A 23,702-nucleotide genomic window follows, 5' to 3' on the forward strand; every position below is an offset into this window, starting at 1 on the left:
TTTCTATTTTTTTCTTTGCACCAGTTCCAGTTGATCCACAGAGACCGAGGTGGTGAAAATGCCGTAGTTGACTTTAGCATTTCCTTTTTCAATGCTGTCAATACTACCAACGGCTTTGCCATCCTGCATTCGCACCCGGTCTCCCACATTTATTACCGGTTTTGGTTTTGCAATTTCTTCTTTTGTTTCTTTTTCCTGTTTTTCTTTTTTCTTCTTTCTAATTTCTTCCACCTTTTTTTCAGCTTCCTGCATCACCTTTTTTTCTTTGGCTTTCTCGACCTTTTTCTCTTTAGGTGTAACTTTTTTACGCTTGGAATTCTCTACTTCAACGATCTTTAGAAATTCGGCGATAAGATCTTTTTTCTTTTTGTTCTGAAAGTACTTTTCACTTATTTCATTGATCTTGTTTCCTAAATAGATCAAACGTTGATTGCTGTCATACAACTCCTGAAAGTTCTCCAGTTTTTGCTGAATCCGGGCATTTGTTTCTTCCAGTTTTTTCTTTTCAGATTCTGTTTTTTGTTCCTTGGTCTTTAATGCCGATGTCGTCTTTGAGAGTTTAGAGCGTTCCTTCTGAAGGTCGGCAATACTTTTATCGAATCTTATTTTCCCGCGTTCAACCTTCTTTTTTGATCGGTTGATAAGGCTATAAGGAATTCCGTTCTTTTGAGCTACTTCAAAAGTAAAGGAGCTACCGGCTTCTCCCATGTGCAGCTTGTAAAGAGGCTCGAGGGTGCGGGCATCAAATAACATGTTTGCATTAATAACATGCGGCAGTTCATTAGCCAGCATCTTTAAATTGGCATAATGAGTAGTCAAAATTCCAAAGGCTCCTTTTTCATAGAATACCTCCAAAAAAGTTTCGGCCAGGGCGCCTCCCAATTCAGGATCACTACCTGTTCCAAATTCATCTATGAGAAAAAGAGTTTTTTCATCCACCTTTTTCAGAAAGTAATTCATATTCTTAAGCCTGTAACTGTAGGTACTCAAATGATTTTCGATACTCTGATTATCTCCGATATCGGTGAGGATCTTATCGAAAAAGCACATCCGGCTGTATTCGTGTACCGGAATAAGCATTCCGCTTTGCACCATTACCTGAAGCAGGCCAATTGTTTTAAGGGTAATACTCTTACCACCTGCATTAGGCCCTGAGATTACGATGATTCGTCGCTCTTTATTTAATTCAATCGTCTGCGGAAAAGTTTTCTCGTTTTTCTTTCGATTATTAAGCAACAGCAATGGATGGTAAGCATCAATTAACTCCAGTTCCCGGTCCTCCTTAGATATTTTGGGCATAACGGCATCCATTTCCATGCCGTACCTGGCCTTGGCCGCAACAACGTCTATATCGCTCAGGAAATCCTGGTAATCGATCAACAAAGGACGATACGGCCGAATGAAATTTGTAAGGTCCTTCAGGATCTTTTTGATCTCCTCCTTTTCCTCATATTCCAGGTTGTTCAGCTCTCTTGTGTAATTATAGGTAGCTTCCGGCTGAATATATACGATGCTTCCGGTCTTAGAGTTGCCCAGGATTCCGCCTTTGACCTTACGCCTGTGCATGGCAGAAACTGCAAGCACCCGAATATTATCCACCACGGTCTCGCGTATGTCATCGAGATATCCAAGATTATTATAGTGGGTAAGAGCACTTCCAAAACTGGCATTAATTCGCCCTTTTACATGTCCTATGTTTCTTCTTATTTCCTGAAGCAGGGGAGAAGCATCGTCTTTCACTTCTCCAAAGCGATCTATAACTCTATTAATCCTTTCGATAATTTCCGGAGTATATTCTACTGCCGATGCTGTTTCGTTAAGACATGGATAGAGTTCCTCAAACTTTCTAAAGAACTGTATAAGTGTATTGGCAGTTTCAGAAATTGATCCAATCTTCCTGAAGCTTGAGGCCTCCAGTCGCGTTTCTTCAATGCCTAAATATTTTATTTCCTGATCTATTGCATCAAATCCATGATTGGGGATGCGACTTTCCTGCTGGTAAGAAGACACGTATTCATTGGTCTGCCTTAGAGCAAAAAGGGTTGTTTGATAACTTGAAAATGGTGCTATTTCAAGAGCTTTATCCTTTCCCGGCCCGGTAACCGTGTATTGGCTAACCTGCTGACAAACTGTGGGGAATTCCAGGTCTTGAAGAGTCTTGGCTGTAACTTTGATCATATAAAATTTCCCTATTTTTGGGAAGCCGCAATTTAACCATAATTATGACCTTTAACATTACCCAGAATTGGAAAAAAAAGTTAAATCATGAAATGGGAAAGCCTTATTTCAAGGAACTTCTTCAATTTGTGACTGCAGAATATGAAGCTAATGACTGTTTTCCTCACCCCGACAATATCTTCAAGGCTTTTGAACTCTCTCCCTTTGAAGAAACTAAAGTGGTAATTATTGGACAGGACCCTTATCACGGGTATGGCCAGGCTCACGGCTTGTGTTTCTCGGTTCAACCTAATACTACGGTCCCACCTTCTTTGGTCAACATTTTTAGAGAGATAAAAGAGGATTTGAGAAAACCTGTACCGGCTCACGGAAATCTTCAGCATTGGGCAGAACAGGGAGTGTTGATGCTAAATGCCACACTTACTGTACGGGCGGGACAGGCCGGTTCCCACCAGAGAAAAGGCTGGGAAAAGTTTACAGATGCTGTTATCTCAATTCTTTCGGAAGAGCGGGAGAACCTTGTATTTTTATTATGGGGAGGTCCTGCACAAAAGAAAGGTAAAAAGATAGATGAGAGGAAACATCTTGTCCTCACCAGCGGTCACCCTTCTCCATTAGCTGCAAATCGCGGATACTGGTTTGGCAACAGGCACTTTAGTAAAACCAATGAATACCTAAAATCTTTAGGAAAAGAACCTATAGACTGGTAAACTAGAATCGGTAGCCCACATTAACTGAAGGTAACAGGATAATATCGGGAGAATTTTTGTCGAAGAGGTTCCTTCCTATTCCAAATGAAACATCGATTAAAAATCCCTGTTTGGCTACCCATTTTCCACCTACGCCTACACCAAGACCTATATCTGTGTATTCAATTAGTACTTCCCTTTCTTCTAATTCTCCTGTTTCAGAGTCCTTGAACTCCATTTTCACTTCGTTATCTCCATTGGAAAACATCCCAAAGGCTTCTGCATAATAACCCCAGGCAGTATTTTCTTCCTGCAGGAAATATTTAAACCTTCCGGTAATAGAGAAATCCTTAGCGTAAACTTTGGAGAGGTCCACATCCTCGCCTTCATTCTTGTTAAATACTTTAGAAAATATCTCAACACCGGCCGAAGTATGGTCGTTGATCACCCGTTCATATCCTACATCCAGGGCTCCAAAAACCAAAAGATTCAAAATATTGAGGTGAACTTCACTTTTAGTAGTATCTCTCCTAAAGATCATTTCCTGTTGCAATTGCTCTTCCTGTACGATCGTGTCTTTCTGTATTTCCTGTAATTCTATATCCTGCGCGACTACAGGCAGGGTAAAGGTGAGTAAAATGAATAAAGTAAAATTAGTAATATGGTTCATAATATTTTTTTTAGTGGGGGAGGAAATCGAGATTGTCCTTCATCTCAGAAATTAACCCGAGTTCTTTGAGTTGTTCCTGTACCTTGTGGATCTCCTCAACCGAAAGTTGTTTTTGACTCCAGTTGGTGATCTTTAACCATTGTTGAATATCTTCCTCCTTCTGGTCATATTTCTTTGCCAGAGCCGTTTCTACTTTAGGAATCTTTTTGAATTGACTCGTTAAATTGTTTAACGTCTTAAGCATAGTTAGTATTGCGGCCGGTTCTCTGTCCATAAAGTCCTTGTTCACGGCAATGACAAAACAGGACCATGGCGTGGGACAGTCATCTATCCTCCGGAATATTCCTTTGTCTACCAGGGGCTTAGTTGTGAAGTGTTCCCACATGAAATAACCTGCTTTTCCCGATCTTAAGGCCTCTATGGCGCCATCAATATCACCTACTACTTCAAATTCCAATTTGGAAGGATCCCAGCCGAGATTCCTGGCATTTACATAAGCCATCAAATGTGAACCCGATCCATATCTACTAATGGCAACTTTTTGACCCTTCAGGTCTTCCAAAGTTTTGAAGTTGGATTCTGCAGCCACATGTATTCCCCAAATAAGGGGAGAAGCAATGTACTCCTGCACAATAACTGCATCATTACCATTATGGATATCCTTTATAATACCTTCAGTAAGAATAACGGCTACGTCTATTTCTTTACTTCGCATGGCTTTGCACATGGCGCCTGTCCCGTCGGGAAAATCTCTCCAGGAAAGATCCAGGCCGTTCTCTTTGAATTTCCCGTCGTCGATAAGAAGATGCCAGGGAAGGTTGAAATGTTCAGGTACTCCACCTACTTTAATACTTCTCATAAGGCATGTTTTTCCTTTAAATAATTGTAGATCTCATACTGCGATCTTATCCTTTTCTCTCCCGGTTGTGGCTGTACAAAATTATTTTTTTCCTCCAGGTCCTGGATTCGGGCTTTGACATTGTCGTTAAACTGGATCTCCAGTATATCTTTAAACTCCCTGGCGATATCTTCGTCATAGACGGGAGCAATTACTTCTATCCTTCGATCGAGGTTTCGGGTCATCCAGTCTGCGCTACCAAAATAGAGCTCTTCATTTCCATTATTTTCAAAGAGGTAAATCCGGCCGTGTTCCAGGAATCTATCGACGATACTTGTCATGTAAATATTCTCACTTAAATTTTTTACACCCGGTACCAGGCACGTAAAACCTCTTACCAGCAGCCTTACTTTCACGCCGGCTTCACTGGCGTCATATAAAAGATCAATGATCTCTTTATCTTCCAGGCTGTTCATTTTTGCTTTAATTCCAGCTTTTTTACCCATCCTGGCATTGGTGATCTCTCTGTTGATCATGTCAGTAAAGGTTTTCCTTGTTGAAAAGGGCGAAATGAGAAGGTGCTTTGCGCGGGGAATGATCAATTCCCCCTCCAGAACAAGAAAGACTCTGGAAAGTTCGGAAGTTATTTTTTCGTGAGCGGTAAAAACAGCATGGTCACAGTAGATTTTAGAAGTTTTACTGTTGAAATTTCCTGTACCTATGTAAGCGTAATCTTTAAGTTCATTATTTTCTTCCCGGCTCACCAGCAGGATCTTGGAGTGCACTTTAATTTTGGGGTAACTATAAATTACTTTAGCGCCTGCTTCTTCGAACTTTCGTCCCCAGTCAATATTGTTTCTTTCATCAAACCTTGCCTTAGCTTCAATGAAAATAGTGACATTTTTGCCATTTTCGAGAGCCGAGAGCAGGGCAGAGGTCACCACAGATTCATCTGCAATTCTGTAAATGGAGATCTTGATTTCTTTTACCAGGGGATCATTGGCAGCCTGGTGTATAAACCGTTCCACATACTCGAAAGACATGTAAGGAAAATGCACCGACTGGTCTTTTTTTGCAATTGCGGCGAAATAATTTTCAGCGTTTTCTAATACCGAATGTTTTACCGGAGGTAAGTCTTCGTAATGTAAAGCCGGATTATTACTGGGATCTGGAAAAGAAAAAAAGTCACTAAAGTTATGGTATCTACCACCGGGCATCATGTCAATTTTCCCTAGTTTAAGAGTCTTACGTACGATTTTTTGATCTTCTTCGGGCATCCCGGCATCATACAATAACCTTGTAGGTTGACCATCTGTTCGCTGTTTTAGGGACTCGTAAATTTTTTCTGCCAGCAACCCGTCTATTTCATCGTCAATGTATAATTCGGCATCGCGCGAGAGCTTGACCTCATAAATCCCTTCAATTTCCTTCTGCGGAAAAAGTTCAGGAATATTGACCTTTACGATATCATCTAAAAAGGTGATTTTATGTTCGGGGGTTTCAGTAGAAAACTTTATAAACCTTTCGCATTCATCTGTCGGAATATTTACCACCCCAAATTCAGATTTATCTTTAAAGGAAACTACGAAGTAAAGTGCATTGTTCTTTAAAAAGTAGTCTTTCCCACCGGCAGTATCGAACATCTCCGTTTTAATACACTTCCTGATTTTCTTGAAGTACCTTCGGGCAAATTCCTCCTGCTGGTCATTATAATCTTCCCGGTGAACCAGGTAAATTCCAGCGGTTTCAAGTTCTGGAATTATCTGCTCTCTGTAGATCTCACCAAATTTGTTTTGTTGCTCCCTTACCTCTTTTAGAATTTGCTTTACGGTTTTACTTGGCTTGAGTGCAAGTTTTTTCCTAATGCTTTTCTCTACCCGTTTCATCTGTCTCAATTGAGAAACACGTACCCGAAAGTATTCATCAAGATTCATTGAAAAAATCGCAAGGAATTTCAGCCTCTCATACAGGGGAGTGGCACTGTTTTGTGCTTCCTGAAGCACTCTTTCGTTAAAACTTAACCAGTTTAAATCGCGATGCCTTGTAATTTTCTCTTCAGGCTTTAACATAGGGAGGGATTTAGCCAAAAATACAAATATGAGGTTAGCGTGCTTTAAATATTCTGTTAAATGAAATTAAACAGAAAGCAGCTTTTCCAGTGTATATTTGATGGTGTTATCAACCGCCTTTGCACCATCTTTAGTGAAATTTCCCGTTGCCCGGTTAGCAATAATCGCGTTTAGAGAAAGAGCTTTGTGTCCAAGCATTTTCGAAAGTCCGAAGATTGCCGAGGTTTCCATTTCGAGATTAGTGATCTTTTTTCCTTTAAAGCTGAAAGCTGCCAATTTATCCTTCATGTTATCATCCCTTAGCGGTAATCGAAGAACACGGCCCTGTGGTGCATAAAACCCAACATTTGAACCTGTAAAACCAGAAAACACCTCTTCACTCATAAATGTTTTGACCAAATTAGAATCGGCAGGAACTACGTAAGGTTTACTGTTCCTTTCATAGGTATTAAGGTGATCTTCAATGGCCTCATTAAAATCCTGAAGTTGCACGTCATCACTCTGGTAGTAATGCAATAAACTATCGAAACCAACTGCCAGTTCGCTTACCACAATTGAATCTACAGGAATATCTTTTTGAATTGATCCCGAGGTTCCAATGCGTATAATATTGAGGCTGGTTTTATTTTCTTTGATTTGGCGGGTTTCAAAATCGATGTTCACCAGGGCGTCAAGTTCATTGAGCACAATATCAATGTTATCTGTTCCAATTCCCGTGGAAATTACCGAAATCCTTTTTCCTTTGTAAACTCCGGTTTGGGTGTGAAATTCTCTTTTTTTAATTACCACATCTACTTTATCAAAGTATTGGGTGATCTTTTCTACCCGGTTTTGATCTCCCACCAGTAAAATAGTGTCGGCAAGATGTTCAGGTTTTAAATTGAGGTGGTATATGCTGCCGTCAGGGTTCAGAATTAATTCTGAAGCTGCTAAATGATTCATGTTATAGTTTTAATATGTCGTGGTTATCGGGGTCGTAAAGGAAGTCGTATTTTCTAACGCCGCCGTAATATTCATCGTCCTTTAAATTCTGGTAATAATTTTTTGTGCCGTTAAGGGCTTTGAGGCCATCATCATTTAAAGATAATCCATTCTCTGTAGACTCATAAAAGGGACGGAGTTTATCCAGAACCCTTTGCATCTGCACATCTACGTAACCATAATAACCCTGGTATTGTAAAGCGTAACCTAAAAGGTGATTCACAGATGTTATTTTATGTTCCCGAATGAGTTTTAACACATTTACCTCCAGGGTATTTAGACCGGTCTTCACACTGGGGAAACGCTCGATATGTGCTCTAATAGAACTGGAGAGATATTCAAAATTTGTAGTTTTTTTGATTTCTGAAGCCAGACGTTTAGGATTTTTACTGCAGTAGAGTTCCCAAATAAGTTGTGCAGTTTGAATATCTTCATCGGTCAAAGAAATTCTTTGCTTGTAATGTTCCTTAAGGTGTTTGGGAGAAAGCTGGGAAAGGGGAGCCATTTCTTCCTCTCCCTTTAATTTACGGCTACATACCAGCGAAAAAGGACCAGTCTTTTTATTTTGAAGCAGGAAACTTATTAGGGCCAGCATATTCATATGAGAGAAAAGGTCGAACTCAAACCATAAAACTACCTCGTCATAATTATTTATGGCGGCCAGTTTTACCAGTTCTGCCAGGAATTCCTTCTGGTATCTATCCTCTGTGATTTTATATTTCTCATAAAGGAAAGTCTTTCTAAGCGTCACAAACTCCTCGTCCCCAACATCCATGGAGGCAGGGCCCTCACATAACATCTCCCTCCAGGTGATGACATCTCCCGGAAGTTTTAAATTAAGGATCTGTTCCGAAAGGTCATCTCCATTTGTGATATGTAAAATTTTCTTTTCCTCCATAAAAATGTTTTAGCCTCCTACACGCTTTACTTTATATCCCATGTCACTAAGATAACTCATTACTTTATCACGTACTTCTCCCTGGATGATGATTTCTCCATTCTTGACAGAGCCACCAACACCACATTTCTTTTTTAAGTCTTTACCTAAGGCGGTGAGATCCTCATCTGTTCCGATGAAGCCTTTTACTACCGTCACCTTTTTACCGGCACGCCCTTTTGAGCTGTAATGTGCTTCCAGGAGTTGATCCTTAGGTTTTAATGTCTCTTCCTTTTCATCTTCATGAAGGTCGGGTTCAAAATCTTTGTCTGTCGAAAAGACAAAGCCCAAATCCTCCAGTCCCATCTTCTTTTTACCCATGAAATTATTTTTTGAGTCCTATCTCGACCAGTCGCTGATGAAGAAATTCACCTGCAGTAATATCGGGATAAGTTTTTGGATGCTCATCATCAATACATTCTTCCAAACAATTTAGCGGCATTTCGCTGCGCGGGTGCATAAAAAACGGAATGGAATATCGGGGGGTGCTCCACTGTTCCTTTGGAGGATTCACTACCCGGTGAATTGTACTTCGAAGTTTGTTGTTGGTATGCCTTTCCAGCATATCCCCAACATTGATAACCAATTCATCCTCCTTTGGAATAGCGTCAATCCATTCGCCATCCTTTCTTAAAACCTGAAGACCGCCTGTAGATGCCCCCATTAACAGGGTAATTAGATTAATGTCGCCATGAGCTCCTGCCCGTTCTGCCCCTTTGGGTTCTTCGGTGATAGGAGGGTAGTGAATAGGTCGTAATATACTGTTTCCGTTGCTTGCCCAATGATCAAAATAATGTTCATCAAGTCCAATGTATAGAGCAAGGGCTCTTAGAACATAGATCCCGGTTTTTTCAAGCATTCTGTATGCTTCCATTCCTGTGTGGTTGAAGTCTGGAAGTTCTTCGACCTGTACATTTTCAGGATATTCTTCAATAAGATTGGCATCTTTGGAAGGTTCCTGTCCAAAATGCCAGAATTCCTTAAGATCCCCTTCTTTCTTTCCTTTTGCATGTTCTTTTCCGAAGGAAATGTATCCTCGCTGGCCCGCAAGGCCTTCGATTTCATATTTCTTTTTAGTTTCGACCGGCAGGTCAAAAAAGTTTTTTACTTCTTTATATAGCTCAGACACAAGATTATCGCTCAAAAAATGATTTTTTAAAGCGACAAATCCTATTTCTTCGTAGGCTTTACCTATTTCGTTTACAAATTTCTGCTTTCGCTTTGGGTCATCAGACAAAAAGTCTGCAAGGTCAACACTGGGAATGTTGTTCATTTCCATAAGATCATGTTTTATATGTATCACAAAGTTAAATAAATTACTAAGAGTGCAGTGGGGTTTAAATTTTTCTTAATAACAAGGAGTTCAAATTTAATTACATTTGAGAAATCAATTCTTACATATGGAAATTAGAGAAACTCCATTTCAACCAAATATAAAATTCGACAGGACCAATTTTCAGGATGAGCAGCTCCTCACATTATACAAGGCTTTATTAAAGCCGCGACTAATAGAAGAAAAAATGCTGGTGCTGTTAAGGCAGGGAAAGATTTCCAAATGGTTTAGCGGGATTGGCCAGGAGGCTATTTCAATAGGTGTGACACTTTCTCTTGATATAGATGAGTATATCCTGCCAATGCACCGAAATCTCGGAGTATTTACAGCGAGAGAAATTCCGCTTTTCAGGTTATTCAGTCAGTGGCAGGGAAAAGCATCCGGCTTTACAAAGGGTCGGGATCGTAGCTTCCATTTTGGAACCCAGGAATTTAAGATCGTGGGAATGATCTCACATTTGGGGCCACAATTGGGTGTGGCCGACGGAATTGCCCTCGCACACAGGCTTCAAAAAGAGCAAAAGATCACTGCAGTTTTTACCGGTGAAGGAGGGACCAGTGAAGGAGATTTTCATGAAGCTCTTAATATAGCTTCGGTATGGAAACTCCCGGTATTGTTTTGTATTGAGAACAATGGATACGGGCTTTCCACCCCAACATCGGAACAGTTCAATTGCGAGCATATCGCCGATCGTGCTATAGGTTATGGTATGGAAGCCCATATCATTGACGGGAACAATATTCTTGAGGTATACGAAAAGATCTCTCACCTGGCCGAAAGTATGCGTAAAAATCCCCGACCGGTTTTAGTGGAATTCAAAACCTTTAGAATGCGTGGGCATGAAGAAGCCAGCGGAACAAAATATGTGCCCAATGATTTAATGGAGGAGTGGGCAAAAAAAGATCCTGTGGACAACTTCAAAGAATTCCTGTTAGCCGAAAATATTCTTTCTGAAGATCTGGATTCCATTTTAAAAAGCGAAATCAAACAAGAAATAAATGACGACCTAAAAAAGGCCAATGCAGAACCCTTTATTGATTTTGATGAAACTAAAGAATTAAATGATGTATACAAAGAGTTTGTATATGAAGAAGTTAATCATTCGAAAGAAACTGAAGAACTCAGGTTCATAGATGCAATTTCAGGAGGCTTGCGCCAATCTATGCAACGTCATGAGAATTTGATTCTTATGGGCCAGGACATTGCAGAATATGGAGGAGTATTTAAGATTACAGAGAACTTCGTTGAAGAATTTGGCAGGGAAAGAGTTCGCAATACTCCTATTTGTGAATCTGGAATTGTGGAAACAGCTATGGGCCTTTCGATTAAAGGAATGAAGGCTTTGGTGGAGATGCAGTTTGCCGATTTTGTGAGTTCAGGATTTAACCCGGTTGTAAATTATTTGGCCAAAGTGAACTACCGTTGGAATCAAAATGCCGATGTAGTTATAAGAATGCCTTGTGGGGCAGGGGTTGGAGCAGGACCGTTCCACAGTCAAACTAATGAAGCCTGGTTTACCAAAACACCCGGTTTGAAAGTAGTTTATCCTGCATTCCCATATGATGCTAAAGGCCTTTTAAATACAGCAATTAATGATCCCAATCCTGTACTTTTCTTTGAGCATAAGGTGCTTTATCGCAGCATACGGCAACAGGTGCCAAAGGATTATTACACCCTGCCCCTGGGGAAAGCAGCATTGTTAAAGGAGGGGGGAGATATTACAGTTATAAGCTTTGGAGCTGCCGTGCACTGGGCTTTGGAAACACTTGAAGCTCATCCCCATATAAAAGCAGACCTGGTAGACCTGCGAAGCCTGCAGCCTTTGGATACCGAAACTATTTTCTCTTCAGTCAGGAAAACAGGAAAAGTAATTATTCTTCAGGAAGATAGTCTATTCGGGGGTCTGGGATCGGATATCGCCGCCATGATCGCCGAAAACTGTTTTGAATTTCTGGATGCACCGGTAATGAGGGTAGCAAGTCTTGAAACCCCCATCCCGTTCTCAAAAGCCCTGGAAGAAGGTTACCTTCCTAAAAGGCGTTTTGAAGATAAAATTCTTGAATTATTGAAGTATTAAGAAAGAATTGGCTGGATCTTTTATTTGTTAGGATATCTTTACAAAAAAATTGTTAAATAAGTAATAATCTTTTGTGTGGCGGGAGGTCGAAATGTAATTTAGAGTAACTAATCACTAAAACCTTAAATTATGATACGATTAATCGTTATCTTTTTAATCATCGCAATTATCGCTGCCATTTTTGGATTTGGGGGAATTGCAGAAGGTGCTGCCGATATTGCGCAGATTATCTTTTACATCTTCCTGGTTCTACTTGTAATAGCCCTTATAAGCAGGCTATTTAGAAGATAATCGTAGACGGAACAAATCCAGTGTCATTGAAAAATATTATAGTCGTGACATTGGATTTTTTTATTAATCAAAAATCATAGAATGAAGAAAATTGCTTTTTTATTTTTCAGTTTAGCTTTCCTCGTATCCTGCGGTTCCAGTCGCGTTGTAGACGAAGCCAGGGAAACCATGAGAGGAGACTGGCAGTTAACCAGTATAACCTATCCCGGGAATGACCAGAATATTCAGGTTTCCCTTTTGAACGATATCCCAGCAAGATGCCTTGAAGGCAGTAGCTGGATGTTCGTGTCCAATAATAATACAGGATCCTATGAACCTTCGGGGATCAACTGTGATTCGAATGCACAGTTTTTTATCTGGTCTATCGACGGTGCCGGTGGAGCAATGGGTAATTACGACCTAATGCTTAAACCCACCAACGAAGATTACAAATCTGAGCTTGGCAACCAGGGTTACAGGATCAATCTCACTCATCTTTCGGGCGACCAAATGACGTGGGAACAAACTGTAAACTTTGAAGGAAAGCCCTTTACAATTAAAATGAACTTTAATAAATAATTGAATTTACTATGAAAATGAGACAGAACAAATTATTTGCTTTTTTATTTACAGCCCTCATACTGTTTGTGGGATGTGATGCCACAAGAAATGCGAGTAACAAACAAAAAGGAACCGTTATAGGTGCCACAGGTGGTGCCGTTGTTGGCGGTGTTGTAGGTAATAATGTCGGAGAAGGAAATACCGCTTTAGGAGCCATTATTGGTGGAGTTGTAGGTGGTGCTGCCGGAGCGTACATTGGAAACCGAATGGACAAACAGGCCCAGGAGATCGAACAGGAGATCCCGGGAGCTGAAGTAGAAAGAGTTGGGGAAGGTATCAATGTTACTTTTGACGAAACCAGCGGAGTGTATTTTGCTACAGATAAATATGCAATTGAAGGCCAGTCCAGAGAAGCATTAATGAAACTTGCCAACATCTTCCAGGAATATCCCGATACTAATATTCTTGTAGAAGGACATACAGACAACACAGGAAGTGATGCTTATAACCTCACCCTTTCAAAGAACAGGGCACAGGCCGTTACAAATTTCCTAACCAGCCAGGGAATCTCTCAGGGAAGAATCGAGACAAAATGGTACGGGGAGGCACAGCCTAAGTATGATAACTCTACTGTAGAAGGTCGTTCCAAGAACCGTAGGGTAGAGCTTGCCATTGTGGCCAGCGAAGAACTTAAAGAAGAAGCAAAAGAAAAGGCCGGCAATTAATATTCCGGTATAAAGTTTAAAACCCGGTTTATGCCGGGTTTTTTTATTCCCAATAAAAACTGGATGCGTAAGGACAGGATCATTATTGTTGGCGGCGGCCTGGCAGGTTTAACAGCAGCCATACACCTGGCTCAAAAAGGACAAAAAATCATCCTTTTTGAGAAGGATACTTTTCCTCACCATAAAGTCTGTGGGGAATATCTTTCTCGAGAAGTTAAACCCTATCTCGATGATCTGGGCGTGCAACTAAGTAAATTGCAACCAAAGATTATCGATAAACTTTTATATAGCACACTATCGGGGCGGTCTGTGCATGTAGATCTGCCTTTGGGTGCTTTTGGAATCAGTCGCTTTGCGTTGGATGATCTGTTTTATGAAACTGCTAAAGAAAATGGAGTAGAAGTCATTCAGGAAAAGGTGCTGGCAATTAATTATTTAGAAAATCATTTTAAAGTTATTACTTCAAAAGAGGAATATCTGGCAGATTTTGTTCTCGGTAGCTTCGGAAAAAGGTCACTTCTCGATAAAAATCTGGGAAGGAAATTTTTTAAGGAACCGGCGCCATGGGTGGCAGTAAAAAGCCATTACCGGCTGAAGGATTTTCCTGAGGACCTGGTTGCTTTACACAACTTCAATGGTGGCTACTGTGGACTCTCCCGAACAGAGTCCGGGGATATTAACATGTGTTACCTGGCCACTTATGAAAGTTTTAAGCAGCATAAGGATCCGGGAAAATTCAATGAAAAAGTACTTCGGAAAAACCCATTTTTGGATAGTTTTCTTGCGGAAGCCTGTCCGGTATTTGAACAGCCGCTTACTATTGCACAAATATCCTTCAGCAAAAAAGAAGCTGTGGAAGATCACGTGCTTATGCTGGGAGATGCCGCCGGTCTTATCCATCCGCTTTGCGGGAATGGAATGGCCATCGCAATTCACAGTGCAAAAATTGCTTCTGAAGAAATCCTTAAGCATATAGAAAAGGGAAGTAGTCGGGAAAAAATGGAACTGGCCTACCGCCAACGGTGGAAAAAAACCTTTTCTGGAAGATTTACAACAGCAGGATGGCTACAAAAGATCCTGCTAAGGGAAAAACTTGCAGAAGTTTCTCAAACTCTCATCTCAGGTCTTCCTTTTCTGCTGCCAAAGCTCATTAAGCAAACCCATGGAGAACCTATAGAATAATGGTGAATACTACATATAGATCCAACCAGAAGGAGATCATGGACGATCTTGATATGCAGGGGGAAGAGCTGGAGAAGACCCTTAAGGACCTGGATAAGGTAAATCTGTGGCTGGGCGGCAATAAAATCACTGTTGAAGGGGTTGAAAAGCTCCTTAAAAGTTGTTGCTACACAAGGCCAATAAGGATCATTGATGTGGGTTGCGGTAACGGGAGTATCTTAAAAGAAGTTGCTGACTTCGGGCGCAAAACCGGGGAAAAATTTGAGTTAATGGGAATAGACGCCAACCAAAATGCAATGGCGATCGCAGAGGAAAATCTTGCGGCATATCCCGAGGTTACTTTTAAAGGGATGGATGTGTTTTCAGAAGAATTTAGAACCCTGGAAGCAGATATTATTTTATGTACCTTAACCCTGCATCACTTCAATGATGAGCATATAAAAAAGCTTATGAAAACTTTTACACAAAAGGCCGGCCTTGGGATAGTTATTAACGACTTAAAAAGGAGCAGGGCTGCGTATTACCTTTTTAAAGCTTTTTGTGCCGCTTTTGGAATAAGGGAGATCAATCGTAAGGATGGCTTAACTTCCATCCTTAGAAGCTTTAAAAAAAAGGAACTGGAAAACTTTGGAAAGGGCCTCCAGGCAAGCCGGCAGGAGATCAATTCTAAATGGGCCTTTAGATATCAATGGATCTTATATAAATAGAAGAAAAGAATGAGTGTAAGAATAACTACTGTGGCAAAACAACTCCCACCATACTCCCGCGAGACCCGGGAGGTAATTCCTTTTGTAGAAACCTGGCTGGATGGACAGGAGGAGAGGTACAAGCGTAAAGTCATCAAGATCTTTGAAGGAGCTGCGGTTGATAAACGATATTCCATAATGGAACCTTCGGAAGTTTTTACTGCAACTTCCTTCGAAGACAAGAATAAGATCTACTCCAGGGAAGTAAAGAAACTGGGTTACGGGGCGCTTAAAAAGGCATTGGAACAGGCAAACTGGGAGGCAAATTCCATTGATTTTATCATTACGGTAAGCTGTACCGGAATCATGATCCCTTCCCTTGATGCATTTCTTATCAATGAACTGCAAATGCGGCAGGATGTCACGCGTTTGCCGGTAACCGAGATGGGCTGTGCCGCAGGAATCTCAGGCCTAATCTACGCTAACAGTTTTTTAAAGGCACATCCCGGGAAGAGAGCTGCCGTTATTGCCGTTGAGAGTCCTACCGCAACCTTTCAACTTGAAGATTTTTCCATGGCCAATATGGTGAGTGCAGCCATTTTTGGTGACGGTGCAGCCTGTGTTCTATTGTCTTCGGAAGAGGAGGCAGTGGGTCCAAAAATAGTGGGAGATGATATGTACCATTTCTTTGATGCCACTCATCTTATGGGATTCGACCTCACTGACCTCGGACTAAAAATGGTTCTCGATCCCGATGTGCCTCAAACCATAGCCGATCATTTTCCGGAGATCATTCATCCTTTCCTTGAAAAAAATAATTCTTCTATTGAAAAAGTGGACCATTTGATCTTCCATCCCGGAGGAAAAAAAATTGTACAGACAGTTGAAGATCTTTTTGGTAAATTGGGTAAGAATATAGATGATACAAGGGAGGTGCTGCGGCTTTACGGTAATATGAGCAGTGCTACGGTACTCTATGTTCTGGAAAGATTTCTTAATAAGCCAATTAAAAAAGGGGAACAGGGACTTATGCTAAGTTTTGGACCCGGATTTTCGGCTCAAAAAATACTTTTGGAATGGTAAAGGATTTTAAAGGAAAAGATTACTGGGCCCTTGTGCTGGGCGGGAGTAGTGGACTTGGCTTTGCTTCGGCAAAAAAGCTGGCCCAACATGGAATGAATATTCTTGTAGTTCACCGGGACAGGAAAGATGATCTGCCCGAAATAAAATCGGCTTTTGATGAGATTCGCGACCTGGGCGTAAAACTGCATTCCTTTAACCGCGATGCCACCAGGAAAGACCGGCGGGAAGAGATAAAAAGTGAAATGCAGGAGATCATGGGGGAGACAGGAAAAGTACGAACCATGATTCACAGCATCTCGAAAGGAAATTTAAAATCCATGAAGGGAGAAGAACCTACCCTGCGCAATGATGATTTTCAGCAAACCATTGATGCCATGGCCATAAGTCTTTACGACTGGACACGATTGATCTATGACGCCCATTTATTTTCTAAAGACGCAAGAATACTTTCCTTTACGAGTGAAGGAAATACTAAGGCCTGGAAGGACTATGCGGCAGTTTCGGCGGCCAAGGTTGCGCTGGAAGCAATTACCCGCAGCATAGCATTGGAATTTGCTCCGGAAGGTATCCGGGCCAATTGTATCCAAGCGGGAGTAACGGTGACCCGTTCCCTCGAATTGATCCCCAGCTATGAAACCCTGCGACAGCATGCCCTTAAACGCAATCCTTTTAAGCGGCTTACAACTCCAACAGATATAGCTAACGCTGTTTATCTTTTAAGCAAGGATGAAGCAAGCTGGATCACCGGAACTGTGATCCCGGTAAATGGAGGGGAACACCTCAAGTAAAGTTAGCACTGTTCAATCTTCAGCAGGCAGCATAGGGGAATATAGAAATAGGATCTGAAAAAAATAAATATTAAAAAATCATTCATAACTCGTTGATATAACCTTGAATTTTGAATCTCTGATAAATTTACTTCCCTATTCTGAACCTTTCCTTTTTGTGGATGAGCTGGAAGAGGTGACCGAAAAGGGCATTTCAGGAACTTATACATTTAAAAAGGACGCCTATTTCTACCGTGGACATTTTAAGGATAATCCTGTTACTCCCGGTGTGATCTTAACCGAATGTATGGCCCAGATCGGGGTGGTTTGCCTCGGAATATTTCTTCTGAAGGACCGGGAACTGGAAAACTTTGGAGTTGCTTTATCAAATGCAACAGTAAATTACTATTTACCTGTTTTGCCCGGGGAAAAAGTGAAAGTAGTTTCTGAAAAAGAATATTTCAGGTTCAACAAGTTGAAATGTAAAGTACAAATGTTTAATGCTGAAGAAAAACTCGTTTGCAGGGGAGAAATTTCAGGAATGATAAAAGCTGAATGAATAGAAGAGTAGTAATAACAGGAATGGGCGTGGCCGCTCCAAACGGAGTGGGATTAGCTGCCTTTTCTGAAGCTCTCAAAAAGGGCAAAAGCGGAATAAGATTAATACCCGAGCTGGAAAGGCTGAAGTTTAGGTGCCAGATCGCGGGGCAGCCTGAAATTCCTGAGGAATTGCTGAAAGAGTATTTCACCGACCTGGAACTGCGGGGGCTTAACAGCAGCGGAATAGTGTATGGAATGATCTCGGGTGTTGATGCCTGGAAAGATGCAGGTTTACCTATAGGACCTGAAGCAGCAACCGATTGGGATAATGGGATCATCTTTGGGACAGGGATTTTGGGAGTGGATAAATTCCGGGAGGGCATCTATCTTATTGACGATAAAAATACTCGCAGGGTTGGTAGTACTACTGTGATTCAAACTATGGCCAGCGGGATTAGCGCTTACCTTAACAGCAGGATTGCATGCGGAAACCAGGTGACCACCAATTCCTCGGCCTGTACTACAGGAACTGAGGCTATATTAATGGCTGCCGATAGAATTCGCGCAGGAAAAGCTAAAAGGATTCTGGCGGGAAGTTGCGGTGAAAGCGGACCTTACATTTGGGGAGGATTTGATGCAATGCGCATTTTGCCCCATAAATACAATGACAATCCGGAAGCTGGATCCAGGCCTATGAGCGAATCGGCTGCAGGTTTTGTTCCTGGGAGTGGAGCAGGGGCAATGGTTGTTGAAGATCTTGAATCTGCCCTGGAAAGAGGGGCGAAGATCTATGCCGAAGTTCTTGGCGGGCACATTAATAGTGGCGGCCAAAGAAACAAGGGTTCCATGACAGCTCCCAATTCTGAAGGTGTAAAAAGATGTATCAAAAATGCCATTTTTGATGCCGGAGTACGGGCAGAAGAACTGGATGCCATTAATGGTCATATTACTGCGACTTCAATGGATGCAACCGAAGTTAGGAACTGGAGCGAAGCCCTGGATCTTAAAGGAAATGATTTTCCACATATCAACAGCCTCAAAAGTCTCACCGGCCATTGCCTTAGTGCGGCAGGAAGTATAGAGAGTGTCGCCAGCGTACTTCAGGTTTCTGAAGATTTTATTTTTGGGAATATTAATTCCGAAGACCTGCATCCAGAAATTGAAGAGATGGTGAACCGCAAGAAAGTTCCGGAAAAGACTATTTTTAAGGAGGTAAATAATGTGGCTAAAGCAAGTTTTGGATTTGGAGATGTGAATGCGGTGGTGATTTTTAGTAAATTCCGGGATTAGTGATCAGGAAATATAACTAAGACTTCACAGTTTTTAAAGCCTGTGAGGTCTTAAGCCTTAAATTTAAAACCTTAAAGTTTGAACCAAATATGGAAACAAAAGAAATCATTTATTGCCTCAAAAAAATTGTGAAACCATATGTTCAGAACGATCTGGCATTTAAGGATTTTGGACAGGACACAGATTTTATTAAGGATCTGGAGATAAATTCGGCTAACCTTGTGGATATTGTGCTGGATGTAGAAGATGAATTCAATATTGCCATTGACAATGACTCCATGGACAACATGCTTACCGTAAATGATGCCGTAGAGATCATAAAAACCAAGCAAAAAGAACAGTGATTGGAAATGATGTGGTAGACCTAAAACTGGCCGGCAGCCAAAGCAACTGGCGCCGAAAAGGCTTTTTGCGAAAAGTATTTTCCCCGGCCGAACAGGAGTTTATTAGCACATCTATAAATCAAGACAAGCTGGTATGGCTTTTATGGAGCATGAAAGAAGCTGCTTATAAAGCTCATCAACGAGAATTTCGCCTGCCACGCCGGCTCAACTGGTTAAGGCAGGAGTGCTCAATATTAGAAATGACTTCAGGAAATGCCTGGGGCACCATAGAAATTGAAGGCTATTTATATTCTTCTTCTTCAGAAATAACTTCAGAATTCATCCACACATCAGCAGAAAAAAATCCATCATCAGGTTTCAAAAATGTCATTTTGGAAAGCTCTTCTTCCGCAGTAAAAGAGCTACTCATCACAAAAGTGGCAGAACATTTTGATGTGGATCCACATGAACTTCAGCTAAAAAAAGATACTCACAGCATGCCTTTTTTGAGCAGGAAGGGATGCATTTTTTTTAATCGTTTTTCTTTTAGCGGGCATGGCAGGTTCAACGCCTACAGCCTGTCGTTAATTAACTGTGAAACCACAGTTAAACAGTCTTAAGGGCTTTGGACGATTTTGGGTGTGATTGTATCTTTAAATTGAATCCAAAAATTAGAAATACATGAAATCTGTCGATAAGAAAGAAGTTATTAGCAGCCAGTCGGCTGAATTTATTCAACAAGCTGAAGCGGGGAAATTCCACAAAATGATTCCCGATACCTTTATAATTAAAATGGATAATGGCGCCCAGGGATATGCAATTAGGCACCTGAACAGACAGGATATGCTCCTTATTGATACTACTGCTCCAGGGGCCAGGGAAGGAATCAAGCACCTGGTGGAAGAAGGATATAAGATCAAAGGTATATTAGTGACGCATAAGGACGCGCTTCAAAAAACATACGCTCCTCTTAAAGAAATTTCTGAAGATGCAGGCGGCGCCCCAATTTTTAGTCACCCTGTAAATAATACCAATACAGATTTTAATGTACGGGATATTAATTCCAAAAATGATATTTTCAAACACTTTTCAATAGAACTCACAGATTTTCCTTCCAAAAGCGGGGAAACAGCAGTTATTTATTCGGAAATTAATGAAGGAATGATCTTCGCCGGGAATACTGTGGATGCCACTCCATATGACCAGGAAGGTGACGAAATCAAGAGAGCCGATACCGGTAGTGAAAATAAGAATAGGGGGATTGCAGAGAACTGGAGAACTTACACAAATGAGTTTAGATACTTCTTTCCTTATAAAGGAAAACCAAAATTTAATCTTTCTGAAGGACAGCAAAAGGATCTAATTGTAAAATTGGGTAATACAGGAGAAGGTGGAAGTAATCCCAATCTCTAATTATCTCAAAAATAATATGATAACCAACTGCCACTGCTCTTAAATGACTTTGGCGGTTATCAATCGCAGGATGGGACTATTCCCTGAAGTATTTTCGCGTTGGCCTCGATTTTCAAGGTTGTATAACCTTAAAAGTTCCGGCAAACGTATATGGAAGATGCTTTTCGGTTAGTCCTTTTCTTATTTTATAAGCTGCCGGTTCACCTGCTCCAAATATAAGATATTGTTAAAACACCTATGATTCCGTGGGAAAATTGATAATTTAAAGAAAATAAATCTTCAAGAAATGTCTAAACTCAACGTCACGCAAAAATTAATTAAAGAACATCTTCTACAAGGGGAAATGACCCCGGGCAAGGAGATAGGAATAAAAATAGATCAGGCCTTACTACAGGATGCCACGGGAACACTTGTACAGCTGGAATTAGAAGCTATGGGATTAGATCGTGCTAAAACAGAAGTTGCTGTGCAGTACGTGGACCACAACCTGTTACAGACAGATTTTAAGAATGCAGATGATCATGCATTCCTGCTTTCGGCTTCTCAACGATTTGGGATCTGGTACAGTAGGCCGGGCAATGGAGTGAGTCACCCTGTACATATGGAACGATTTGGAAAGCCGGGTAAAACCATGGTTGGATCAGATTCTCATACCCCGGCAGCAGGATCTTTGGGAATGCTGGCGATTGGAACCGGAGGACTTGATGTGGCTGCGGCAATTGCTGGCCAGCCTTACTTTGTGAAGATGCCACAGGTGATGGGAGTGAAGCTTACAGGGAAGATGCCCGACTGGGTAAGTGCAAAAGATGTGATCCTGGAGATGCTGCGTCGTTATGACGTAAAAGGCGGAGTAGGAAAAGTTATTGAATATTATGGTCCGGGATTAAAAGAATTAAGTGCCATGGACAGGCACGTTATCGCCAATATGGGAGCCGAATTAGGTGCAACCACTACTGTATTCCCAAGTGATGAAATGACACGAAAGTTCCTGAAAAGCCAGGGCAGGGAAGAGGACTGGATAGAATTAGTAGCCGATGAAGGTTGTTCTTACGATCTTGAAGATGAAATCGTACTGGATGATCTTATTCCTCTTATTGCCAAACCTACCAGTCCCGGAAATGTTGTTCCTGTGAGAGAAGTGGAAGGCCTGGAAATTGGCCAGGTGGTTATAGGGTCATCTGCAAACCCGGGAGTAAGGGATTTTTGGGTAGTTGGAGCCATAGTGGATGGAAAAGCTACACGTGAAGAAGTTTCTTTTGACGTTAATCCAACTTCAAGACAGGTAATACAAAATCTTATCGCTAATAAAGGATTCGAAAAATTGATCGCAGCGGGAGCACGTTTCCACCAATCGGGTTGTATGGGATGTATTGGGATGGGACAGGCACCGGCTTCAGATACCATTAGTTTGCGGACAATGCCACGAAATTTCCCCAGCCGGTCTGGAACAGAAGATGATCAGGTTTATTTGTGTAGTCCGGAAACTGCGGCAGCATCTGCTCTTACCGGAAAAATCACAGATCCCCGGGACCTGGAAAAATTGTATGATATGAAATACCCGAGGTATGAATATCCCGAAAAAGAGCTTATTAATACCATGATGTTGGTAGCACCACCCGAAGATGGTTCTGAGGTAAAACTGAAGAAAGGGCCGAACATCAAATCGCTTCCATACATTGAACCCTTGCGCGAAGCCTGTGACATCCCGGTTCTGCTCAAAATGGGTGACAATGTTTCCACCGATGAGATCCTTAGAGCAGGAGCAGAAGTGTTGCCTTTTAGGAGTAATTTACCAGAGATTAGCAAATTCTCCTATTCTGTAATTGATGACACCTTTTATGATAGAGCACAAGAAGCCAAAGATCATTATGGAGGTCATGTGGTGGTAGCAAAAGATAATTATGCACAGGGTTCAAGTAGAGAGCATGCTGCCCTCGCTCCAAAATACCTGGGACAGATCGCTGTTATTGCAAATTCTTATGCCCGAATTGCATGGCAAAACCTGGTGAACTTCGGAATTCTACCACTGGAATTTATTGATATTGCCGATTATGATAAGATAGAGCAGGGGGACCAGGTAAACCTTCTTAATTTAAGGGAAGATGTAAAAAATAGAAAAAACATCAAAGTAACTGTAGATAAACCAAATGGCCAACGTGTAGAGTTTGAAACCAAACACACTATGAGTGACCGGCAAATACAGGTACTCCTCAAAGGTGGAATTATCAATGAATTCAAGGAACAATTAAAGAACCGCGAATTAGGAGCTGTAAAGGAAAACACAGTAACCGATAATGAAAGGAAACAGATTAAATAAACCAAGTATAAAGAACATAGGTAAATAGAAAAAAACCCGGATGAAAATCCGGTTTTTTTTAGTTCTGCTTTTCAGGATACTTGATGTCAAATTCCATTCCTATTGTTTCTGAGAATTCGGCGACAGTTTGCAGGACATTCTGCCGGGCGGCCGGTAAAGCTATGATCTCCAGGGAAGGAGATTCACTAATTTTACCTATAAAATGAAGGATTAGGAAATTTTCTGACCTGCCCGATGCTTTTGAAAGTATTTCCGGATCTAATCCCTGGGATGTGGAGACAAAAAAGGCATTTTGAGGCGCTGTTTTTTGAAGTTCCCGGTAGAAGCTTTTTTTATCTTCAAGATCTTCTGCCACGGCTTCTATAATAAGTTGTGCATTGCCCGCCGCTTCAGTAATATCCATGGAATAAGCAATATTAGCGAGCGCAGCGTTTATCTGTTCCTTTGAGGCTCCGGAATTTTGTCGATAATTATCGCCAAATTCACGAAATCTGGTTCTGGCTTCTTCCAGTAAACTATAATCCTGGTCATAAACAGTAACGTCAAAATTATTAAAGGCAATATGAAAAGCCAAACGGGCACCTAAATTTCCGGCTCCAAAGACTGTTACTTTTTTTATGTTCATAGCAAATTCGTTTTAACTACTTTAAGGTCCTAATTAACCTTCTTAAAAGCTGTCAAAAGAATACTAATTGTGTTTATTTTCAGACTACTTTAACTGACGATAAGAAGCAGAAAACGAAGCAGGAATGTAAAATGGATTTAAATAAATT

The 23,702-nt window shown here is 41.2% G+C and carries 24 protein-coding genes; 15 read left to right on the top strand and 9 right to left on the bottom strand.

Annotated features, from left to right (window positions below):
* Positions 1-3 precede the first annotated feature (3 nt).
* On the bottom strand, positions 4-2,178 hold the full coding sequence (locus tag OU683_RS07670; protein WP_268136895.1) for an endonuclease MutS2: 2,175 nt from the start codon (positions 2,176-2,178) through the stop codon (positions 4-6).
* A 44-nt stretch (positions 2,179-2,222) separates the two neighbouring features.
* Between OU683_RS07670 and ung the strand changes: the two genes are divergently transcribed.
* Positions 2,223-2,888 carry a uracil-DNA glycosylase gene (gene ung / locus OU683_RS07675; protein ID WP_268136897.1) on the top strand — a complete coding sequence of 222 codons (666 nt, stop codon included), beginning with the start codon at positions 2,223-2,225 and terminating at the stop codon, positions 2,886-2,888.
* 1 nt (position 2,889) lies between these two features.
* Here the strand turns inward: ung and OU683_RS07680 are convergent, their stop codons facing one another.
* From OU683_RS07680 to OU683_RS07710, 7 genes are all read right to left on the bottom strand, one after another.
* Positions 2,890-3,537, bottom strand: coding sequence for a hypothetical protein (locus OU683_RS07680; protein WP_268136899.1), 648 nt, complete (start codon positions 3,535-3,537; stop codon positions 2,890-2,892).
* Positions 3,538-3,547: 10 nt separating this feature from the next.
* A complete protein-coding gene (locus tag OU683_RS07685; RefSeq protein WP_268136901.1) occupies positions 3,548-4,396 on the bottom strand; it encodes a substrate-binding domain-containing protein in 849 nt (282 codons plus the stop codon).
* The gene (gene ppk1 / locus OU683_RS07690; RefSeq protein ID WP_268136903.1) at positions 4,393-6,444 is read right to left on the bottom strand and encodes a polyphosphate kinase 1; all 2,052 of its coding nucleotides are present in this window, start codon (positions 6,442-6,444) and stop codon (positions 4,393-4,395) included. Before ppk1 ends, OU683_RS07685 begins: the two co-directional genes overlap by 4 nt.
* Positions 6,445-6,510: 66 nt before the next feature.
* Positions 6,511-7,386 carry a nucleoside phosphorylase gene (locus OU683_RS07695; protein ID WP_268136905.1) on the bottom strand — a complete coding sequence of 292 codons (876 nt, stop codon included), beginning with the start codon at positions 7,384-7,386 and terminating at the stop codon, positions 6,511-6,513.
* A gap of 1 nt (position 7,387) precedes the next feature.
* Positions 7,388-8,323, bottom strand: coding sequence for a DUF1835 domain-containing protein (locus tag OU683_RS07700; protein ID WP_268136907.1), 936 nt, complete (start codon positions 8,321-8,323; stop codon positions 7,388-7,390).
* Positions 8,324-8,332: 9 nt separating this feature from the next.
* Positions 8,333-8,683: a translation initiation factor gene (locus OU683_RS07705; RefSeq protein ID WP_268136909.1), complete on the bottom strand. Its 351-nt coding sequence runs from the start codon at positions 8,681-8,683 to the stop codon at positions 8,333-8,335.
* Positions 8,684-8,687: 4 nt separating this feature from the next.
* Positions 8,688-9,635 carry an isopenicillin N synthase family dioxygenase gene (locus tag OU683_RS07710; RefSeq protein ID WP_268137382.1) on the bottom strand — a complete coding sequence of 316 codons (948 nt, stop codon included), beginning with the start codon at positions 9,633-9,635 and terminating at the stop codon, positions 8,688-8,690.
* 127 nt (positions 9,636-9,762) lie between these two features.
* Here OU683_RS07710 and OU683_RS07715 point away from each other — a divergent pair, with 127 nt between their 5' ends.
* The 14 genes from OU683_RS07715 (at position 9,763) to OU683_RS07780 (ending at position 22,929) form a co-directional block, all read left to right on the top strand.
* Positions 9,763-11,772: an alpha-ketoacid dehydrogenase subunit alpha/beta gene (locus OU683_RS07715; protein ID WP_268136911.1), complete on the top strand. Its 2,010-nt coding sequence runs from the start codon at positions 9,763-9,765 to the stop codon at positions 11,770-11,772.
* Positions 11,773-11,901: 129 nt separating this feature from the next.
* On the top strand, positions 11,902-12,063 hold the full coding sequence (locus OU683_RS07720; protein WP_029033028.1) for a DUF1328 family protein: 162 nt from the start codon (positions 11,902-11,904) through the stop codon (positions 12,061-12,063).
* An 81-nt stretch (positions 12,064-12,144) separates the two neighbouring features.
* On the top strand, positions 12,145-12,621 hold the full coding sequence (locus tag OU683_RS07725) for a VHS/ENTH/ANTH domain-containing protein (RefSeq protein ID WP_268136916.1): 477 nt from the start codon (positions 12,145-12,147) through the stop codon (positions 12,619-12,621).
* Positions 12,622-12,632: 11 nt separating this feature from the next.
* Positions 12,633-13,328 (top strand): YiaD family glycine zipper/OmpA-like lipoprotein, encoded by a 696-nt coding sequence (locus OU683_RS07730; protein ID WP_268136918.1) that lies wholly within the window; start codon positions 12,633-12,635, stop codon positions 13,326-13,328.
* A 30-nt stretch (positions 13,329-13,358) separates the two neighbouring features.
* Complete coding sequence (locus OU683_RS07735) at positions 13,359-14,510, top strand: NAD(P)/FAD-dependent oxidoreductase (protein WP_268136920.1); 1,152 nt, start codon at positions 13,359-13,361, stop codon at positions 14,508-14,510.
* Positions 14,510-15,217, top strand: coding sequence for a methyltransferase domain-containing protein (locus OU683_RS07740; protein WP_268136922.1), 708 nt, complete (start codon positions 14,510-14,512; stop codon positions 15,215-15,217). Before OU683_RS07735 ends, OU683_RS07740 begins: the two co-directional genes overlap by 1 nt.
* Positions 15,218-15,226: 9 nt before the next feature.
* Positions 15,227-16,279, top strand: coding sequence for a type III polyketide synthase (locus OU683_RS07745; RefSeq protein WP_268136924.1), 1,053 nt, complete (start codon positions 15,227-15,229; stop codon positions 16,277-16,279).
* Positions 16,273-17,067, top strand: a complete 795-nt coding sequence (locus OU683_RS07750) for an enoyl-ACP reductase FabI (protein WP_268136926.1) — start codon at positions 16,273-16,275, stop codon at positions 17,065-17,067. The genes OU683_RS07745 and OU683_RS07750 overlap by 7 nt, the downstream gene beginning before the upstream one ends.
* Before the next feature lie 103 nt (positions 17,068-17,170).
* The gene (locus OU683_RS07755; protein ID WP_268136928.1) at positions 17,171-17,605 is read left to right on the top strand and encodes a 3-hydroxyacyl-ACP dehydratase FabZ family protein; all 435 of its coding nucleotides are present in this window, start codon (positions 17,171-17,173) and stop codon (positions 17,603-17,605) included.
* A complete protein-coding gene (locus tag OU683_RS07760) occupies positions 17,602-18,876 on the top strand; it encodes a beta-ketoacyl-[acyl-carrier-protein] synthase family protein (RefSeq protein ID WP_268136931.1) in 1,275 nt (424 codons plus the stop codon). The genes OU683_RS07755 and OU683_RS07760 overlap by 4 nt, the downstream gene beginning before the upstream one ends.
* Before the next feature lie 89 nt (positions 18,877-18,965).
* Entirely contained in the window at positions 18,966-19,220 is a 255-nt protein-coding gene (locus OU683_RS07765) for an acyl carrier protein (RefSeq protein ID WP_268136933.1), read from the top strand.
* On the top strand, positions 19,217-19,819 hold the full coding sequence (locus OU683_RS07770) for a 4'-phosphopantetheinyl transferase family protein (protein WP_268136935.1): 603 nt from the start codon (positions 19,217-19,219) through the stop codon (positions 19,817-19,819). The genes OU683_RS07765 and OU683_RS07770 overlap by 4 nt, the downstream gene beginning before the upstream one ends.
* 61 nt (positions 19,820-19,880) lie before the next feature.
* Positions 19,881-20,612, top strand: a complete 732-nt coding sequence (locus OU683_RS07775; protein ID WP_268136937.1) for a hypothetical protein — start codon at positions 19,881-19,883, stop codon at positions 20,610-20,612.
* Positions 20,613-20,898: 286 nt separating this feature from the next.
* A complete protein-coding gene (locus OU683_RS07780) occupies positions 20,899-22,929 on the top strand; it encodes an aconitate hydratase (RefSeq protein ID WP_268136939.1) in 2,031 nt (676 codons plus the stop codon).
* A 58-nt stretch (positions 22,930-22,987) separates the two neighbouring features.
* Here OU683_RS07780 and OU683_RS07785 read toward each other — a convergent pair whose 3' ends face one another.
* Entirely contained in the window at positions 22,988-23,554 is a 567-nt protein-coding gene (locus tag OU683_RS07785) for a 3-hydroxyacyl-CoA dehydrogenase NAD-binding domain-containing protein (RefSeq protein WP_268136941.1), read from the bottom strand.
* Positions 23,555-23,702 lie beyond the last annotated feature (148 nt).

It is taken from the genome of Salinimicrobium sp. TH3 (assembly GCF_026676115.1).
Lineage (GTDB): Bacteria > Bacteroidota > Bacteroidia > Flavobacteriales > Flavobacteriaceae > Salinimicrobium.